Source organism: Roseomonas alba (assembly GCF_019430885.1).
Lineage (GTDB): Bacteria > Pseudomonadota > Alphaproteobacteria > Acetobacterales > Acetobacteraceae > Neoroseomonas > Neoroseomonas alba.
Map to the genome: position 1 here is coordinate 607,250 of NZ_JAHYBZ010000004.1, position 15,565 is coordinate 622,814.

Below are 15,565 nucleotides of genomic sequence, written 5' to 3' on the forward strand. Positions count from 1 at the left end.
CGTCTCCTCTGGGCGCCGATCAGCGGCGTCGTCACGATGCGGCCTTCGGTGTCGGGGCGCTCGGCCCGCTCGCCATGGCCGGGGTGCTGAACAACCGCCCCACCCCTGCTGGGGGTGCCTTCACGCGCTGCAGGGCGGCCCAGAGCGAGGCCTGGTTGGAGCTGATCACCGGCCGGTCCAGCGCGGCTTCCAGCCGGGGAATCTGGTCGAAGGTCAGCAGGTTCGTGCAGCTCAGGAACACGGCATCGGCCCGGCGCGCAGCGTCGCGGTTGCGCAGCACCATTGCCGCCGTCTCCTCCGAATCGATCGAGCTGATGGTACGGACCGCGTCGCAGCGAAAGGAATCCCAGCCCGTCAGGCTGAAGCCGTGGAATTCCAGGAAGCGAATCTCGTGCTCATTCACGTCGTCCGGATAGGGCGTGACCATGAAGACCGAGCGCGCGGCCACGGCGCGCAGCGCCTCCAGCACGGCGGTGGAGGTGGTGAACGCCGGGATGCCGGTGACCTCCGTGATGCGGTCGGCAATCTGCGCCTCCCGCCCGGGCCCGCCCACGAAGCTGCCGCTGGTGCAGCCATAGAGGATCACCTCCGGCCGCGCGCGCACCAGGTCGAGCGCGGCACGGTCCACCTGCTCCGCCATCGCCAGCAGGGATTCGCGGGTGACCAGTGCATCGCCAGGCCGGCCGACGCGGCTGTGGTTGATGGCGAAGCCGAGCGGCAGATGCCGCGGCAGCTCCCATTCCAGCGCCATGTTGCCCGCCGGACCGATGACGCCGATGCGGCGCAGATCGGCGTGCTTCATCGCTCACTCTCCCCCGAGGCGGACGAACCCTTGCTCCAGATCCGCGATCAGATCCTCGGCGCGTTCGAGGCCCGCATGCAGGCGCATGGTCTGCCCCTCCGGCGCCCAGCGCGTCGCGCTCCGCAGGGCGGCGGGATTGGTCGGGATCAGCAGGCTTTCATAGCCGCCCCAGCTCGACCCCATGCCGAACAGGCGCAGCCCGTCCATCATCGCGGCCAGGCGGGGCTTCTCCACGGGATTCAGGACGAAGCCGAACAGCCCGGAGGCACCGGTGAACTGCGCGCGCCACAGCCCATGGCCGGGATCGTCCGGCAAGCCAGGGTGCATCACCCGCGCCACTTCCGGCCGCGCAGCGAGCCACGCGGCCAGCGTCAACCCGGTCTCGTGGTGCTGCCGCATCCGCACCGCCAGGGTGCGCAGCCCGCGCAGCGCCAGATAGGCGTCGTCCGGCCCGACGCAGAGGCCGAGCCGCTGGGCATGGGCACGCACCCGATCATGCACCGTCGCGGCGCAGGCCAGCGTACCGAGCATCAGATCGGAATGGCCGGAGATGTACTTCGTCGCCGCCTGCAGCGAGATGTCGACGCCCATCGCGAGTGGCTTGAGGAAAAGCCCGCCCGACCAGGTGTTGTCGATCACGCTAACGATGCCGCGCGGGCGCGTCTGCGCCAGGATCGCGGGGATGTCCTGCACCTCGAAGGTCTGCGAGCCGGGGCTCTCAAGCCATATCAGGCGCGTTTCCGGCCGCAGCAGCGCGGCGATGCCGCCGCCGATGACGGGGTCGTAGTAGGTGACCTCCACGCCGAAGCGGCGCAGCAGGTCCTCGCAGCCATGCCGGCAGGGGCCATAGACATTGTCGGGAACCAGCACATGCCTGCCCGGCTCGGCAAAGGCGAGCAGCGCCGCCGCGATGGCGCTCGCGCCGGAGGGCGCCAGCACGGTGCCCGCCGCCCCCTCCAGCGCCGAGACCGCATCTTCCAGCGCGAAGCTCGTCGCCGTGCCGCGGCGGCCGTAGCGCAGCCTCGCGCTCTTGCGCGCCTCGAAGGCCGCGAGGGTGGGAAAGAGGATGGTCGAGGCATGCACCACCGACGGGTTGACCGCGTGGGGCTGCGCTCCGGACTCGCGCGCCACATGGCAGAGCAGCGTCTCCGCGGCCTCGGTATCCTGCATGTCGGCGACTCCCTCTAAAGACACGCTCAGTTCTTCAACATCGTTCATGGCCGGGCCGCCTGAGGCTGGCGTTCGATGACCTCGCGCCACGTCGCGATCTCATGCCGGATGAAATCCGTGAAGGGAGCAGACGCGAGCGGGGAGGGCTCGAAGCCGATGGCGCGAATCCGCGCCTGCACCTGCGGCAGCTCCAGCACCGCGGCGATCTCCGCCTCCAGCCGCGCCAGGATCGCCGGCGGCAATCCACCTGGCGCGGCCAGCCCGTACCACACCGCGACATCGAAATCCGGCAGGATGCGGCTGATGGGCGGCGTGTCGGGCAGGCTGGGCCATGGCCGGGCGGTACTGGTTGCCAGCAGCCGCACCGCGCCCTGCTGGACCACCGCGAGCCCGGACATATCGGTGAAGAAGAGGTCCACATTGCCGGCCACCACGTCCTGCAGCGCGGGCGCCGTGCCGCGATAGGGCACGATGGCCATGCCGCCGCCCAGCCGCTGGTTCAGCAGCTCGGCCGCCATCTGGGTGTTGGTACCGACGCCGCCCGTGGCGAAGGAGAGGTTGCGGCCAGCGCGCGCCGCCGCCTCGAACCCGGCGAGGTCGGCCGCGGGGAAATCATTGCGGCACACCAGCAGCAGCGGACCCATGGACAGACGCGAGACATGCGTCAGCCCCATCGGGTCATAGTTGCTGGGCCGGGTGAGCGGTCCGATGGTGATGCTGCTGCCGCCCGTGATGCCGAGGGTATAACCATCCGGCGCGGCGCGAGACAGCATCTCGATCCCGATGGCGCTGCCCCCGCCGGCGCGGTTCTCCACCACAATGGGCTGGCCCAGGCGCGGCTGCAGCGCCTCGGCGACCACGCGCCCCACCAGATCCACGCCGCCGCCAGGAGCAAAAGGCACGATCACGCGAACCGGCCTGTCCGGCCACGATGCCGCCTGCGCATGCGCGGCCAGGGCGGGGGCGAGCGCGACGGCGCCCAACACCGCGCGCCGGCGCACCTGGGTACGCACCCTCGCCTCGCCATCCTTCGGGTCTCTACGCATCATCGTCACCGGATTTGCCTCATGCACGCAATGGTATACAAATGAATTCATTGGCAGGTCAATCTGCCGTCAGCACGGGCCACGAGGAACCGACCGTCATGACCGAACGCCGCGGCGAGGCCCTCATCGCCTTCATCGCCAGCGCCGCCGATCGTCCCCTTCCCCCCGCGGTGCAGGACGGGGCGCGGCGCGCGCTGGCCGATTTCCTCGGCCTGGCGGTGGGGGCGCATGACGATGCGCCGGTTGGCCCGGCGCGCCGCGTGGCGGCCGCCTGGAAGACCGCAGGCGGCGCCCGCGCGGTGATGGGCAGCCGCATGGCGCCGGCACTGGCGGCCCTCATCAACGGCACCGCGGCGCACGCGATGGATTTCGACGACACCCATCCGATGGGCGGTGGCCATCCCAGCGCGCCCTGCTGGTCCGCTGCCCTCGCCCTCGCCGAGGATGGCGGGCTGACGGAGGAGCTCGCGCTGCGCGCCTTCGTCACCGGCTACGAGATCATGGCGCGGCTGGGCGGCGGCGGTCCGCCGGGCGTCGGGCGCGCCCTGCAGAAGGCCGGCTTTCACCCAACCTCGCTGTTCGGCCGCGTCGGCGCCGCGGCGGCGGCCTGCGTGCTGCTCCGTCTCAATCCGGCGCGCATCCCGCATGCGCTCGGCGCCGCCGCCACCATGGCGGGCGGCCTGGTCGGATCCTTCGGCACCGACGGTAAGCCCTTCCATGCCGGCAAGGCGGCGATGGACGGCATCATGGCGGCGCAACTCGCCGCCGAGGGATTCGTCGCCGCCACCCATCTGTTCGAGCTGGACGGCGGGCTGCTCGGCACCTTCCTCCAGCGCGGACTGCCGGAGGTGGTGCCGCCGCTCGACTTCGACGCCGCATGGGAAGTGCTGAACAACGGCTTCAAGCCCTATGCGAGCTGCCGCGCCACGCACCCCGCCGCCGAGGCAGCACAGGGCCTCGCCGCGCGCATCGGCAACCGCGACATCGTCGCTGTGACGGCACGGGTGCATCCGGACGCCATGGTGGTGGCGGGCAAGCTCGACCCGAAGACCGCGCTGGAGGCCAAGTTCAGCGTGCCCTTCTGCGTCGCCATGGGCCTGCGCGGCCGCGCCCTGGTGGCCACTGACTTCCATGCGGGGGTCGCCCAGGATCCCGCGCTGCGCGACCTGTTGCCGCGCATCGTCTGCGAGGTGGTGGCGGGCCAGGTGCCGCACACCGCCAGGGTCGAGGTCGTGCTGGAGGATGGCGAGCGGCTCGCGAACACCGTCGCGGTGATGACCGGCCACCCCGACAATCCGATGGGATGGGACAGCCTGCGCCGGAAGTTCGACGGGTTGGCGGCGCCGGTGCTCGGCGCCGAGAAAGCAGGCGCGCTGTTCGAGGAGGCGCGCGGCTTCGGGACACGGCCGGGCGCGCTGGGCAGGATCTCCACGCTGATCGCAGGCTGACGCGGGGAGGTCCGATGGCGGTCCCTCCGTCAGCCCGGCGGGACCATCATCGCAGTCAGCCGACGGACCGAGGGCAATGCGTCCAGCGCCTGCAAACTCTCGAAAACACGTGACGCGGCCTCGACCGGCAGGATACGGGTGGCGCAATCCTCGAACTTCATGCGCAGCATCTCGACCGGCAGCGGCGTCTCTGGGCCGCGGCCGAGCGGCGCGGATACGGATTCGCGCAGCACCGTGCCATCGGCGAGCACCACCTCCACCTCCGCGCCGTAGTCGTTGGAATCATCGTCGTGCGGCCGGGTCGCGATGCGCCCCATCACCGCGCGGATGATGGGATCGCGAAAGGCGTCGCCCTCGAAGTCGGCGAGGCCGACGCGGCCGCTGATCAGCGCGCGGACGACGTTGTAGGGCAGGCTGAACTTGGCATCGAGCGTGCTGGTCGCCGGGCGCTGCACATGGGGCAGCAGGCGCCGGCGATGCATCGTCACCGTCACGCGCGCGATCCGGGCGGGGTCCAAGGCGTGGCGCCGATGCAGCGCGATGGCCGCGTCCAGCGCGCCATGGACGCTGTACACGCAGGGGTACTTCTTGATCGAGATGCCCGGTGCCAGCAGGTCGAGCGGTGCGCCCCAGCCATCCAGCATGCGCGTCGCGTCGTGATGACCGGCACCGTTGAACACCTCCAGGAAGCCCTGGGGATGCTCGAAGGCGTCGGCACCGGCGGTGAAGCCGCCCTCGGCCAGCAGCGCCGCGAGCAGCCCGTTGCGGGCGGCGTTGCCGGCATGCAGCGGCTTGGCCTGCGTGCCGAAATTGGACTTCACCCCGGCGGCCAGTGAGACGCAGAGCGACAGGGCGTTCGCCAAGCGCGCATCCTCCAGCCCGATCAGCCTTCCGCAGGCCGCGGCGGCGCCGAAAATGCCGAGCGTCGCAGTGGGGTGCCAACCCTTCTCGTAGTGATGGAAGTTCACGCCGCGCGCGATGCGCGTCGCCACCTCCACGCCGACGATGTAGGCATCCAGCAATGCCGCGCCGGAAGCATCGCGTTGTTCGGCCAGCGCCAGTAGCGCCGGCACGATGACCACCGTGGGATGGCCGGCCATCGACTTGCTGGTGTCGTCGAAATCCAGCGCATGGCCCGCCGTGCCGTGCACCAGCGCCGCTTCGAGCGGCGGCAGGCGCTCCGCCCTGCCGGGCAGGGAGCAAGATGCGCCGGGAACGCCGCCACCCACCGCATGCAGCATGGTCCCGGTGCACGCCTCCTGCGCGCCGGCCAGGGCACAGCCCAGCATGTCCGTGATCGCCGTGATCGCCCAGCGACGTGCCTCGGGGGGAAACGTCTCCGCACGCAACGCATTGGCGCGCTGCGCCAGCTCCAGCGCCAGACCCATGCCATTCCTCCCTGGCGCGGCAGCGCCGAATGTCGTTCCGGGAAACACGCCGCATGGCGCGCCTCCAGGCGGGCTTTCAGCCCTCGCGGCGCATTTCCATCGCCAGCGTGCGTTCATCGGTGCGGCCGTCGTAGCGAACCGGGTCGCGCAGCGCCCAGACATTCACCGGGTGGTACAGCGGGACCACCGTCAGATCGCGCATCGCCTTCTCGGTCGCCTCGGCGAACAGGGCCTGGCGGCGCGCATCGTCGAGGGTCCGCAGCCCCTCCTCGACCAGCGCATCGACATCCGGATTGCTGTAACGGCCGCGATTGATGGCGCCGAAGCCGCGCGCCGCATCGGCCGAATGCGCCACCGACTTCAGCGCCGGCGAGGCCTCGCCCGTGCCGCCGCCGAAGCCGGCCAGCCAGATGCTGAATTCCGGCCCGCCCTCTGGCCCACCCCGGGTCGCGCGACGATAGAAGGCACTGCTCGGCATCGCATCCACCGCGGTGCGGATGCCGACGCGGCTCAGCATCTGCCCCACCGCTTCAGAGACGCGGGCGTCGCGCACGAAACGGTCATTCGGGCTGTGAAGGGTGAGTTGGAAGCCGTCCGGCAGCCCGGCCTCGGCCAGGAGTTCACGCGCGCGGCGCTGATCGGGCCGCTCAGGCGGCAGGTTCCCGCTGGCGCCGAAGATGCCGGGCGGCACGAGCTGACCCGCCGGCTCGCCGCTGCCTTCCAGGATGCGCCGCGTGATCGCCTCCCGATCGATCGCGAGCGACATCGCCCGGCGCACGCGCAGGTCGCGCAGCGCGTTGGGCAACGGCCCGCCATCCTTCGCCGCAACGAAGGGTGTGGTCGCGCGGAACTGGTCCATCATCAGGAAGATCACGCGGTTGGTCACCCGCCGCGTCAGGCTGATGCCCGCCATGCGCGAGAGATTCGCGATGTCGGAGGGCGGCACGTTCTCGATCACCTGGACATCGCCCGAGAGCAGCGCGGCCACGCGGGCACCGGCTGCCGGAACCGGTCGCAGCACCACGCGCCGCCAGACCGGCTTCGGACCCCAATAGGCGTCGTTGCGCTCCATCACGATGCGAGCGCCGGGCACCGCCTCGACCAGTCGGTAGGGCCCGGTGCCGATCGCCGCCCTGCCGGAGGCATAGTCGGCCGTGCTCGCCCCCTCGCCTGCCCTGCGGGAGATGATGGAGACCGTCGAAAGCTCGTTCGGAACGATCGGATTGGGCGCGGTCGTGCGTATCAGCAGCGTGCGATCGTCGATCTTCTCCGCCGTCTTGTCGCCGAGATAGGCACGGAAGGAGAAGGGCGCGCCCGGCACGTCCTTCGCGCGTTCGAGGCTGAAGATGACGTCCTCGACCGTCAGGGGATTGCCGTCATGGAAGGTGACGCCGGGGCGCAGCTTGAACTCCCAGCTCGTCTCGTCCAGCACGCGCCATTCGGTGGCGAGGCCCGGCTGCGGCATCTGCTCGGGCGAGGCATGCACCAGGCGGTCGAACAGATGTTGAGCCAGGGAGTTGTTGGCACCCTGGTTGTGCCAGTGCGGGTCGATCGCCGTCGGCTCGAAGGAGACGCCGATCGTCAGCGTGTCATCCCCGCCCTGCGCGCGGAGAGGCAGCGGCAGGGCGCCCGCGGCGAGAACGCCGGCGGCTCCGGCCAGGAAGGAACGGCGCTCGGACGTCATGACGATCGGTCTCCTGGAAGGGGATGGTGGCGCCGGAAGTCTCACAGCGCCGCGGCAACGTGCGCGCGGAAGGCCGAGCGTTCGCGCAGCGCCGCGTGGCAGGCGGCGAGGCGCGGCCAGTCGCGCCCTGCACCACCTCCCTTCAGGAAGCGGTGCACGGGCGGGCCGAGCACGATGTCGCCGATCGTCAGGCGCTCGCCGAGGATGAAGGGACCGGGCTGCAACGCGGCTTCCACGATGGCGAACAGGTGCAGCACCGTGGCCTCCTCGCGCGCGAAGGCTGCGGCGTCGCGCGCCGCCTCCGGCTGATCGAGCAAGCGCCGATAGGCGAGGAAAGGCGGCACCAGGTTGATCGAAACCCAATCCATCCAGCGATCGGAAAGCGCCCGCGGACCCGGCTCCGCGGGCCAGAGCCCACCGGCGCCGTGGCGCGCCGCCAGGTAGCGGACGATGGCATTGGACTCCCACAGGACGAGGTCGCCGTCCTGCAGGGTGGGGATGCGGCCATTGGGATTCAGTGCGCGATAGGCGGGGTCGTCATTGCCGCCGAAGGGCCCGCCGAGATCGATCCGCTCATGCGCCAGGCCGAGTTCGTCCAGCGTCCAGAGGACTTTGGCGACATTGGACGAATTGCGGCGCCCCCAGACCCTCATCCCGCTCGAATCCCCGCGCATGGCAGCACCTTCATCATCGGTATGGATTTGCATATTCTGGTATGCAATTGCGTACTGTCAATCATTGTGTCACGAACAAGAAGGCCGGAGAGGCAATGCCCCTCCGGCCTTTCCGTGCGATCTGCCTGTGCTGGGAAACTCAGCCGTCGTTTGGAAAGCCCGGCACCGGCCCGCAACCGCACCCGGCCATCCACGCCAGTATCCTGGAATGGGTCGCCGGGGTGGGGGGTGCGGGCCGGTGCCGGACATGGAAACGCGCCGCATGGCGCGTTTCCAATCAGACCCTCAGCGGCCGCCGGCGGCCCCGGTCGGCGTGCCGTCCTCCAGCATCATCGCGACACGGTGCCGCTGGGAGGATTGGATATGCGCACGGATCGCCACCTCCGCCGCAGCTCCATCGCGGGCACGCAGCGCCATGACGATGGCGCGGTGCTCGTGATGCGCCTCCTCGGCGCGGTTGCGCGCATGCAGCAGGCTCGGCAACAGCGACATCGTCACCGAGAGCTGGCGCAGGCTGCGCAGCAGGTAGCGGTTGTGCGCGGCCAGCGAGAGCAGCTCATGGAAGCGCCAATTGATCTGCGCGATGCGCGTCCGGTCGCCGAGGCTGCGCCCCTCCTCCTCGACCAGGCTTTCCAGCGTGGCGACCTCGATCTCGCTCGCATGCCGTGCCGCCAGTTGCGCCGCGGCTCCTTCCAGGATCTCGCGCATGGCGTAGAGCTCGACCATTTGCTGGTGGTCAAGTTGCGTGACCACCAGGCCGCGGCGCGGTTCGTTGGTCAGCAGCCCATCCGCCTCCAGCCGCACGATGGCGTCGCGGATCGGCGTGCGGGAGATACCGAACAGGTTTGCCAGCTCGGCTTCCGTCACCCGCGTGCCGACGGTCAGTTCGCCGTCCTGGATGGCGGCCTTCACCCGGTCATAGGCGTCCCGTGCAAGGTCGCGTACGCCAGAGGATGGAATCAGAGGTTTCTTGTCGCGCATGGAGCCTGTCTAGGAGCAAGGCCTGCTCGGGGGAAGTGAGATCGCGCTTTTCGGAACCTCTTGCCGACACAAGAGGACTGTTGTATTTTTTCGTATGCAATTGAGTACACGCACTCACTGCAATGCATCAGCCCGTCACGAAGAGACCCCGAACAGCATGAGCGCGCGTCTGGCCGTCGATATCGGCGGCACCTTCACCGACATCGTCCTCGAACTCGGCGGCGGCCGCTTCGTCTCCGGCAAATACCTCACCACGCATGACGCGCCGGAACGCGCGGTGCTCGAAGGCACGCGGGACCTGCTGGTCCGCACCGGCACGGCGCCCGCCGACATCCGGCTGATGGTGCACGGAACCACGCTCGCGACCAATGCGCTGATCGAACGCAAGGGTGCCCGCACCGCGCTCGTCACCACAGCCGGCTTCCGCGATTCCCTCGAGATCGCACATGAGCACCGCTTCGAGGTGTCGGACCTCTATATGCGGCGCCCCGACCCGCTGGTGCCCCGCGACCTGCGCTTCGAGGCCATGGAGCGCCTCGCGGCGGATGGCGGCATGCTGCGCCCGCTGGACGAGGCCTCGGTCGCCGCCCTGGTGCCGAAACTGCGCGCAGCAGGCGTCGAGGCCGTCGCCATCTGCTTCCTGCACAGCTATGTCGACGGCGCGCATGAACGCCGTGCGGGCGAGATCCTGCGCGCCGCCCTGCCGTCGGTGAAGATCGCGCTCTCCCACCAGATCTGCCCCGAGATCCGCGAATACGAGCGCGCCTCCACCACCTGCGCGAACGCCTATGTGCAGCCGATCATGGAAGGCTATCTGCGCCGGCTGGAGGCGGGCATCGCCGCGCTCGGCATTCCCGGCCGCATCATGCTGATGATGTCGAGCGGCGGGCTGGCGAGCCTCGACGTGGCCTGCGCCCAGCCGATCAAGCTGGTTGAATCCGGCCCGGCCGGCGGCGCCGTGCTGGCCGCGCATGTTGCGGCGAAGGGCGGCATCGCCAAGGCGCTCGCCTTCGACATGGGCGGCACCACAGCGAAGCTGGTGTTGATCGACGACGCCACCCCGCATCCCAGCCGCCATCTGGAGGTCGCACGCGCCTACCGCTTCCTCAAGGGCAGCGGGCTCCCACTGCGCGTGCCGGTGATCGACCTGGTGGAGATCGGCGCCGGCGGCGGCTCGCTCGGCCATGTGGATGCGCTGGGCCGCATCGCGGTCGGGCCGGAGAGCGCCGGCTCCGAACCCGGCCCGGCCTGCTACGGCCGCGGCGGCAACCGCCCGGCGGTGACGGATGCCGATCTGCTGCTCGGCAAGCTCGATCCGGACTCCTTCGCCGGCGGCAAGATCCGGCTCGACGGACGCCGCGCCGAGGCGGCACTGACCGAGGCGATCGGCCGCGAGGCAGGGATGGACCCCGTCACCGCCGCCGCCGCCATGGTCGAGGTGGTGGATGAGAACATGGCCAATGCCGCGCGCGTCCACGCCACCGACAATGGCGCGGAACTCGAGGGTCGCACCATGATCGCCTTCGGCGGCGCGGCGCCGCTGCATGCCGCACGCATCGCGCAGAAGCTCGGCATCCGCACGGTAATCGTGCCGCGCGGGGCGGGGGTCGGCTCGGCCCATGGCTTCCTGCTCGCCCCGGTTTCCTACGAAGCAGTACGCACCCGCCTGGTCCGCTTGGCGACCTATGATGCGGCGGCCGTCTCCGCGATCTTCACGGAGATGCGCGCGGAGGCCGAGCCCATCGTCCGCCTGGGAGCGGCGGATGCGCCGCTCGTCGAGCGCCGCGCGGCCTATATGCGCTACCGCGGCCAGGGGCATGAGGTGATGGTCGCCCTGCCGGCAACGGAGCTCGGCGCGGAGGGCGTCGCCACGCTACGCGCGCTGTTCGAGGCCGAGTACCGCCGGCATTTCGGCCGCATCATCCCGGGGATGGAGGTGGAGTGCCTCACCTGGACCATGACGCTGATCGCCGAGACGCCGGCCGCGCCGGTGCCGGAACTTCCTGCCGCCGCCGCCACCGCCGCCGCCGGCAGCCGCGCGCTGTTTGATACGGCGACCATGCGGACGGAACCGGCTGCGCTGCACGCCCGCCCCGGCCTGCCGCCGGGCACGCGGCTCACCGGCCCCGCCATCATCGCCGAGGAGGAGACCACCACGGTCCTCCCCGCAGGCTTCACCGCCGAGATCGACGCACTCGGCCAGATCGTACTGACCAACGAGGCCGCCGCGCCATGAACGACGCCACCAGCGCCGCCCAGGACATCCGCACCCAGATCATCTGGAGCCGCATGATCGCCGCGGTCGAGGAACAGGCGCGCAGCCTGATCCGCGCCGGCTTCAGCACCTCGACGCGGGAGGCCGGCGACGTCTCCGCCGGCGTGTTCAATCCCGAGGGCGAGATGCTCGCCCAGGCGGTCACCGGCACGCCGGGGCACATCAACTCCATGGCCCGCTCGGTGCGTCATTTCCTCGACGTGTTTCCCGCCGAGACGATGCAGCCCGGCGATGCCTACATCACCAACGACCCGTGGAAGGCGACCGGTCACCTGACCGACCTCACCGTAGTCACGCCGGTCCATCGCGACGGGCGCATGATCGCCCTTTTCGCCTGCACCACTCATGTCGTGGACATCGGCGGCAACGGCCCTTCCCCCGAATCGCGCCATGTCTTCGGCGAAGGGCTGTTCATTCCGATCATGAAGATCGCGGACCGTGGCACGATGAACGACGTGCTGCTGCAGATCATCCGCGCCAATGTGCGGGAACCGGTGCAGGTCGAAGGCGACGTCTTCGCCCTGGTCGCCTGCAACGAGATCGGCGGGCGGCGGCTGCAGCAGATCCTCGACGAATACGGGCTCGCCGACCTCGACGAGGTCGGGCGCAGCATCCTGGAGACCTCCGGCCGCGCCATGCGGCGCGCCATCGCGGCACTGCCGCGCGGCACATGGCGCAATCACATCCGCATCGACGGATATGAATCGCCGATCGACCTCGTCGCCGCGGTGACGGTGACGGCGGACGAGATCCTGATCGACATGGAGGGGACCTCCGGCCTCTCCGCCTTCGGCATCAACTGCCCGCTCTGCTACACGGAGGCCTATGCGGCCTTCGGCGTGAAATGCCTGGTCGCGCCCGCCTTGCCGAACAACGCCGCGACGCTCGCCTGTATCCGCATCACCGCGCCCGAGGACTGCATCGCCAATGCGCCCTTCCCGCGGCCGGTGGTGGCGCGCTCGACCATCGGCATGTTCCTGCCGGACCTGGTGTTCGGCTGCTTCGAGCAGGCGCTGAAGGACACCGTGCCGGCCGAGAGCACCGGCTGCCTGTGGAATATCCGCCTCGGCTCCGCGGGCGGCGGCGGCCACACGCCGTTCATGGTCACCTCCTTCCACAGCGGCGGCGCCGGCGCTCGGCCGGCGGATGACGGGCTCTCCGCCACGCCTTTCCCTTCGGGCATCCGCAACGTGCCGGTGGAAGTGACCGAGGCGATCACCTCCCTTGTCGTGTGGGAGAAGGCCTACCGGCCGGACTCCGGCGGGGCGGGCCGCTGGCGCGGCGGGCTCGGGCAGACCATGGTGATCGGCAACCGCGCGCCACAGCCGCTGACCCTCTATGCGCGCTTCGAACGGGTGGAGAACCCGGCACGCGGCCGACAGGGCGGGCAGCCCGGCGCGTCCGGTGCGGTGAGCCTGGCCTCCGGAACCCGACTGAAGGCGAAGGGCATGCAGGCGATCCCGCCCGGCGACGCGGTCATCATCGCGATGCCCGGCGGCGGTGGCTACGGCGACCCGGCCTCGCGCGACCCGGACCTGGTCGCCCGCGACGTGCTCCTCGGCTTCGTCACCGCCGCCGCGGCGCAAGCGGAGTACAAGGTGGTGCTGCACGCCGACGGTGCCGTGGATGCCGATGCCACGGCACGGCTGCGCGCCGGCTGACGCATGCCCGTGCCGCTGACCCGCCGACTGGGCGAGATCGTCGCCGGGGCTGTTGACGCGGCGCTGCCGCCGGCCGTGCTGGCCCGCGCGCGCGCCGGCATCCTCGATACGCTTGGCTGCCTGGTCGCCGGCTTCGGCGAGCCGGCGGTGTGCAGCCTGTCGGCTGCGCTCGGCGCGGAGGGCCTGGATGGGCCGTGCAGCCTTGGCCTTGGCGTCGAGGGTGCGCAGCCGCTACGCGCGGCGCTCGTCAACGGCACCGCGGCCCATGCGCTCGATTTCGACGATGTCGCCTTCGGCGGCCATATCGGCGCCGTGGTCGTGCCCGCCGCGCTGGCGGTCGCCGAGGCCCGTGGCGCGTCGGGGCTCGACCTGCTGCGCGCCTATGTCGCCGGCTATGAGGCCTGGGCGGAGGTCGCCTCGCGCGAAGGCAGCATGTACCATGTGAAGGGACTGCATCCGACCGGGCTGCTCGGCCCGATCGGCGCCGCGGCCGCCTGCTCGGTGCTGCTGCGGCTGGACGCCGATGCCACGGCACGCGCCCTGGCGATCGCGGCCTCGCAGGGCGCGGGGCTGCTGGCAAATTTCGGCACACCCACCAAGCCATTCCATGCGGGCCGCGCGGCACAGTCCGGCGTCCTGGCCGCGCAGCTCGCCGCTGCCGGCCATGGCGCCGCGGCGGATGCGCTGGAAACGGAGACAGGCTTCCTGCGCGCCTATACTCCCCGGGGAGAGATCGACCTGGACCGCGCGCCGCATCACGACGGCGGCGCCTGGCGGCTGGAGGCGGTGGCGCCGAGCGTGAAGCGCTATCCGGTCTGCTACGCCGCGCATCGCGCGATCGACGCCGCGCTGGAACTCCGCGCCCGCCATCCCGTGCCATCGGAGCGGATCGCCTCCATCGAGGTCACGCAGAGCGCCCGCCATGGCAGCATCCTGCGCTGCCATGCCCCCGAGACGGCGGCCGAGGCGCGCTTCAGCGTGGAGTTCGCGGTGGCATCGGCGCTACTGCATGGCTGGGTCGGCTTCGCCGAGACCGCGCCGGATCGGCTGCGCGACCCCGCGCTGCGCCGACTGATGGCGCTGACCACGCGGCTGGTGTCCAACGACGCGGACCCTGTCCTGGACGGCTTCGCCCGCGCCGATCATGTGGCACTGACGCTTGACGACGGCACGCGGCTGCGAAGCGCCGAGGTCACGCGCGCCCTGGGCCATGCCGACAACCCCATCGAAGCCGGCGCTCTGGCCAGGAAGTTCACCGATTGTCTGACGCAGGCACGCCGTCCTACCGAGGCCGTACACCTCCTCGGCCTGCTCGCCCGGCTGGAAACCCTGGCCGATTGCCGCGTTCTGCGCATGGGATTCCCAGCCGCATCGGAGATGCTCGACCTGATCCCGGTCTCCCCGGAGAGGCGACCACGCTGATCGAGGTTAGAGAATTTCTCGATTGAACGGCACCAGCCTGACCTTCCACCCCCTAAACGGGATCCATCGGTGATGGGAGAGTTGGGCGCCTTGGAAAGAGGCGGGAATGGGGCTTCAGCACCATCAACGGCAGCGCCAGGCGCGGCAGCGGCGTCCTGAACAACGAGCTCCACATCGGGCGAATCGTGTGGAACCGACAGCGCTACGTGAAGGGTCCCGATACCGGCAGGCGCGTCGCGCGGCCAAACCCGCGCGAGGAGCGGGCCGTCCAGGACCTGCCGGAGCTGCGTGTTGTCGATCAGGAACTCCGGGATGCCGTGAAGGCCCGACAGCGCGCGATCTCCGCGGAGGCCACGAATGATGGCGAGAACCATTTTCGCGACCGGCGTCGCCCCAGATACCTGCTCTCGGGACTGACCCGGTACGGCTGGTGGGGCGGGACCTATGCGCTGATCTCGTCGAAAATGTTGGGCTGCTCGACGGCGGGCAGCAAGGGCACCTCCGGCCACCATCTGAACATCCGGCGTGATCGGCTGGAGGAGCGCATCCTCGACACGCTACAAACGAAGCTGATGAATCCGATGCTCTTCGCGGCGTTCTGCGACGAGTTCACGCCGGAGATGAATCGGCTGCGGATGGAGGGGCGGGCGTCGATCGCTGCCGCATGGGCGGAGGTGAAACGAATTGAACGTGACTTCAAGAAGATCCTGGACCTCTATCTCAAGGACACGATGCCGATCGAGACGGCGAAGGAGCGCAGTGGCAAGCTCGAAGCCCGAAAGATCGAACTGACCCGCTTTCTGGAAGGTGCCGAGGAGCCTCTACCGGTACTGCATCCGAGCATGGCGTTGATCTATCGCGAGCGTGTGGCGGCGTTGCACAGGGCGCTGCTTTGTGGGGTTGAGCGGGCGCTGGTGGAGGATGGTGAGTTGGCGATCGGCTTGTTGGGTGACCTTGCCGGTGTGCTGCGCGGCGATCTGGCGGGCATTGTGTCGCTGGCTTCAAACGCAAAGC

General features: G+C 70.1%; 11 protein-coding genes and 1 pseudogene. 5 read left to right on the forward strand and 7 right to left on the reverse strand.

Going from position 1 to position 15,565, the window contains the following annotated elements:
- Positions 1-31: 31 nt before the first annotated feature.
- The 3 genes from KPL78_RS14570 to KPL78_RS14580 are packed head-to-tail and all read right to left on the reverse strand — an operon-like array spanning position 32 to position 3,069.
- Entirely contained in the window at positions 32-802 is a 771-nt protein-coding gene (locus KPL78_RS14570) for a maleate cis-trans isomerase family protein (protein ID WP_219763674.1), read from the reverse strand.
- 3 nt (positions 803-805) lie between these two features.
- Positions 806-2,020 (reverse strand): cystathionine beta-lyase, encoded by a 1,215-nt coding sequence (gene metC, locus KPL78_RS14575; RefSeq protein WP_255568986.1) that lies wholly within the window; start codon positions 2,018-2,020, stop codon positions 806-808.
- Positions 2,017-3,069 (reverse strand): Bug family tripartite tricarboxylate transporter substrate binding protein, encoded by a 1,053-nt coding sequence (locus KPL78_RS14580; protein WP_219763675.1) that lies wholly within the window; start codon positions 3,067-3,069, stop codon positions 2,017-2,019. Before KPL78_RS14580 ends, metC begins: the two co-directional genes overlap by 4 nt.
- Positions 3,070-3,116: 47 nt before the next feature.
- Here KPL78_RS14580 and KPL78_RS14585 point away from each other — a divergent pair, with 47 nt between their 5' ends.
- On the forward strand, positions 3,117-4,466 hold the full coding sequence (locus KPL78_RS14585; RefSeq protein ID WP_219763676.1) for an MmgE/PrpD family protein: 1,350 nt from the start codon (positions 3,117-3,119) through the stop codon (positions 4,464-4,466).
- A gap of 29 nt (positions 4,467-4,495) precedes the next feature.
- Here KPL78_RS14585 and KPL78_RS14590 read toward each other — a convergent pair whose 3' ends face one another.
- The 4 genes from KPL78_RS14590 to KPL78_RS14605 form a co-directional block, all read right to left on the reverse strand.
- Positions 4,496-5,854 (reverse strand): MmgE/PrpD family protein, encoded by a 1,359-nt coding sequence (locus KPL78_RS14590; RefSeq protein WP_219763677.1) that lies wholly within the window; start codon positions 5,852-5,854, stop codon positions 4,496-4,498.
- A gap of 76 nt (positions 5,855-5,930) precedes the next feature.
- Positions 5,931-7,538 (reverse strand): ABC transporter substrate-binding protein, encoded by a 1,608-nt coding sequence (locus tag KPL78_RS14595; protein ID WP_219763678.1) that lies wholly within the window; start codon positions 7,536-7,538, stop codon positions 5,931-5,933.
- Positions 7,539-7,579: 41 nt separating this feature from the next.
- Entirely contained in the window at positions 7,580-8,212 is a 633-nt protein-coding gene (locus KPL78_RS14600) for a glutathione S-transferase family protein (RefSeq protein WP_219763679.1), read from the reverse strand.
- 285 nt (positions 8,213-8,497) lie between these two features.
- Positions 8,498-9,193 carry a GntR family transcriptional regulator gene (locus KPL78_RS14605; protein ID WP_219763680.1) on the reverse strand — a complete coding sequence of 232 codons (696 nt, stop codon included), beginning with the start codon at positions 9,191-9,193 and terminating at the stop codon, positions 8,498-8,500.
- A gap of 157 nt (positions 9,194-9,350) precedes the next feature.
- Here KPL78_RS14605 and KPL78_RS14610 point away from each other — a divergent pair, with 157 nt between their 5' ends.
- From KPL78_RS14610 to KPL78_RS14625, 4 genes and pseudogenes are all read left to right on the forward strand, one after another.
- Positions 9,351-11,429, forward strand: coding sequence for a hydantoinase/oxoprolinase family protein (locus tag KPL78_RS14610; RefSeq protein ID WP_219763681.1), 2,079 nt, complete (start codon positions 9,351-9,353; stop codon positions 11,427-11,429).
- On the forward strand, positions 11,426-13,129 hold the full coding sequence (locus tag KPL78_RS14615) for a hydantoinase B/oxoprolinase family protein (RefSeq protein WP_219763682.1): 1,704 nt from the start codon (positions 11,426-11,428) through the stop codon (positions 13,127-13,129). The genes KPL78_RS14610 and KPL78_RS14615 overlap by 4 nt, the downstream gene beginning before the upstream one ends.
- 3 nt (positions 13,130-13,132) lie before the next feature.
- Entirely contained in the window at positions 13,133-14,551 is a 1,419-nt protein-coding gene (locus KPL78_RS14620; RefSeq protein WP_219763683.1) for an MmgE/PrpD family protein, read from the forward strand.
- A gap of 206 nt (positions 14,552-14,757) precedes the next feature.
- Positions 14,758-15,565, forward strand: a pseudogene (locus KPL78_RS14625) (recombinase family protein); the annotation flags it as partial.

Excerpts from the sequence above, each read along its gene's own strand:
- KPL78_RS14585 (WP_219763676.1), top strand. The coding sequence starts at position 3,117 with ATGACCGAACGCCGCGGCGAGGCCCTCATCGCCTTCATCGCCAGCGCC.
- KPL78_RS14605 (WP_219763680.1), bottom strand. The coding sequence starts at position 9,193 with ATGCGCGACAAGAAACCTCTGATTCCATCCTCTGGCGTACGCGACCTT.
- KPL78_RS14590 (WP_219763677.1), bottom strand. The coding sequence starts at position 5,854 with ATGGGTCTGGCGCTGGAGCTGGCGCAGCGCGCCAATGCGTTGCGTGCG.
- KPL78_RS14610 (WP_219763681.1), top strand. The coding sequence starts at position 9,351 with ATGAGCGCGCGTCTGGCCGTCGATATCGGCGGCACCTTCACCGACATC.
- metC (WP_255568986.1), bottom strand. The coding sequence starts at position 2,020 with ATGAACGATGTTGAAGAACTGAGCGTGTCTTTAGAGGGAGTCGCCGAC.
- KPL78_RS14600 (WP_219763679.1), bottom strand. The coding sequence starts at position 8,212 with ATGCGCGGGGATTCGAGCGGGATGAGGGTCTGGGGGCGCCGCAATTCG.
- KPL78_RS14620 (WP_219763683.1), top strand. The coding sequence starts at position 13,133 with ATGCCCGTGCCGCTGACCCGCCGACTGGGCGAGATCGTCGCCGGGGCT.
- KPL78_RS14615 (WP_219763682.1), top strand. The coding sequence starts at position 11,426 with ATGAACGACGCCACCAGCGCCGCCCAGGACATCCGCACCCAGATCATC.
- KPL78_RS14580 (WP_219763675.1), bottom strand. The coding sequence starts at position 3,069 with ATGAATTCATTTGTATACCATTGCGTGCATGAGGCAAATCCGGTGACG.
- KPL78_RS14595 (WP_219763678.1), bottom strand. The coding sequence starts at position 7,538 with ATGACGTCCGAGCGCCGTTCCTTCCTGGCCGGAGCCGCCGGCGTTCTC.
- KPL78_RS14570 (WP_219763674.1), bottom strand. The coding sequence starts at position 802 with ATGAAGCACGCCGATCTGCGCCGCATCGGCGTCATCGGTCCGGCGGGC.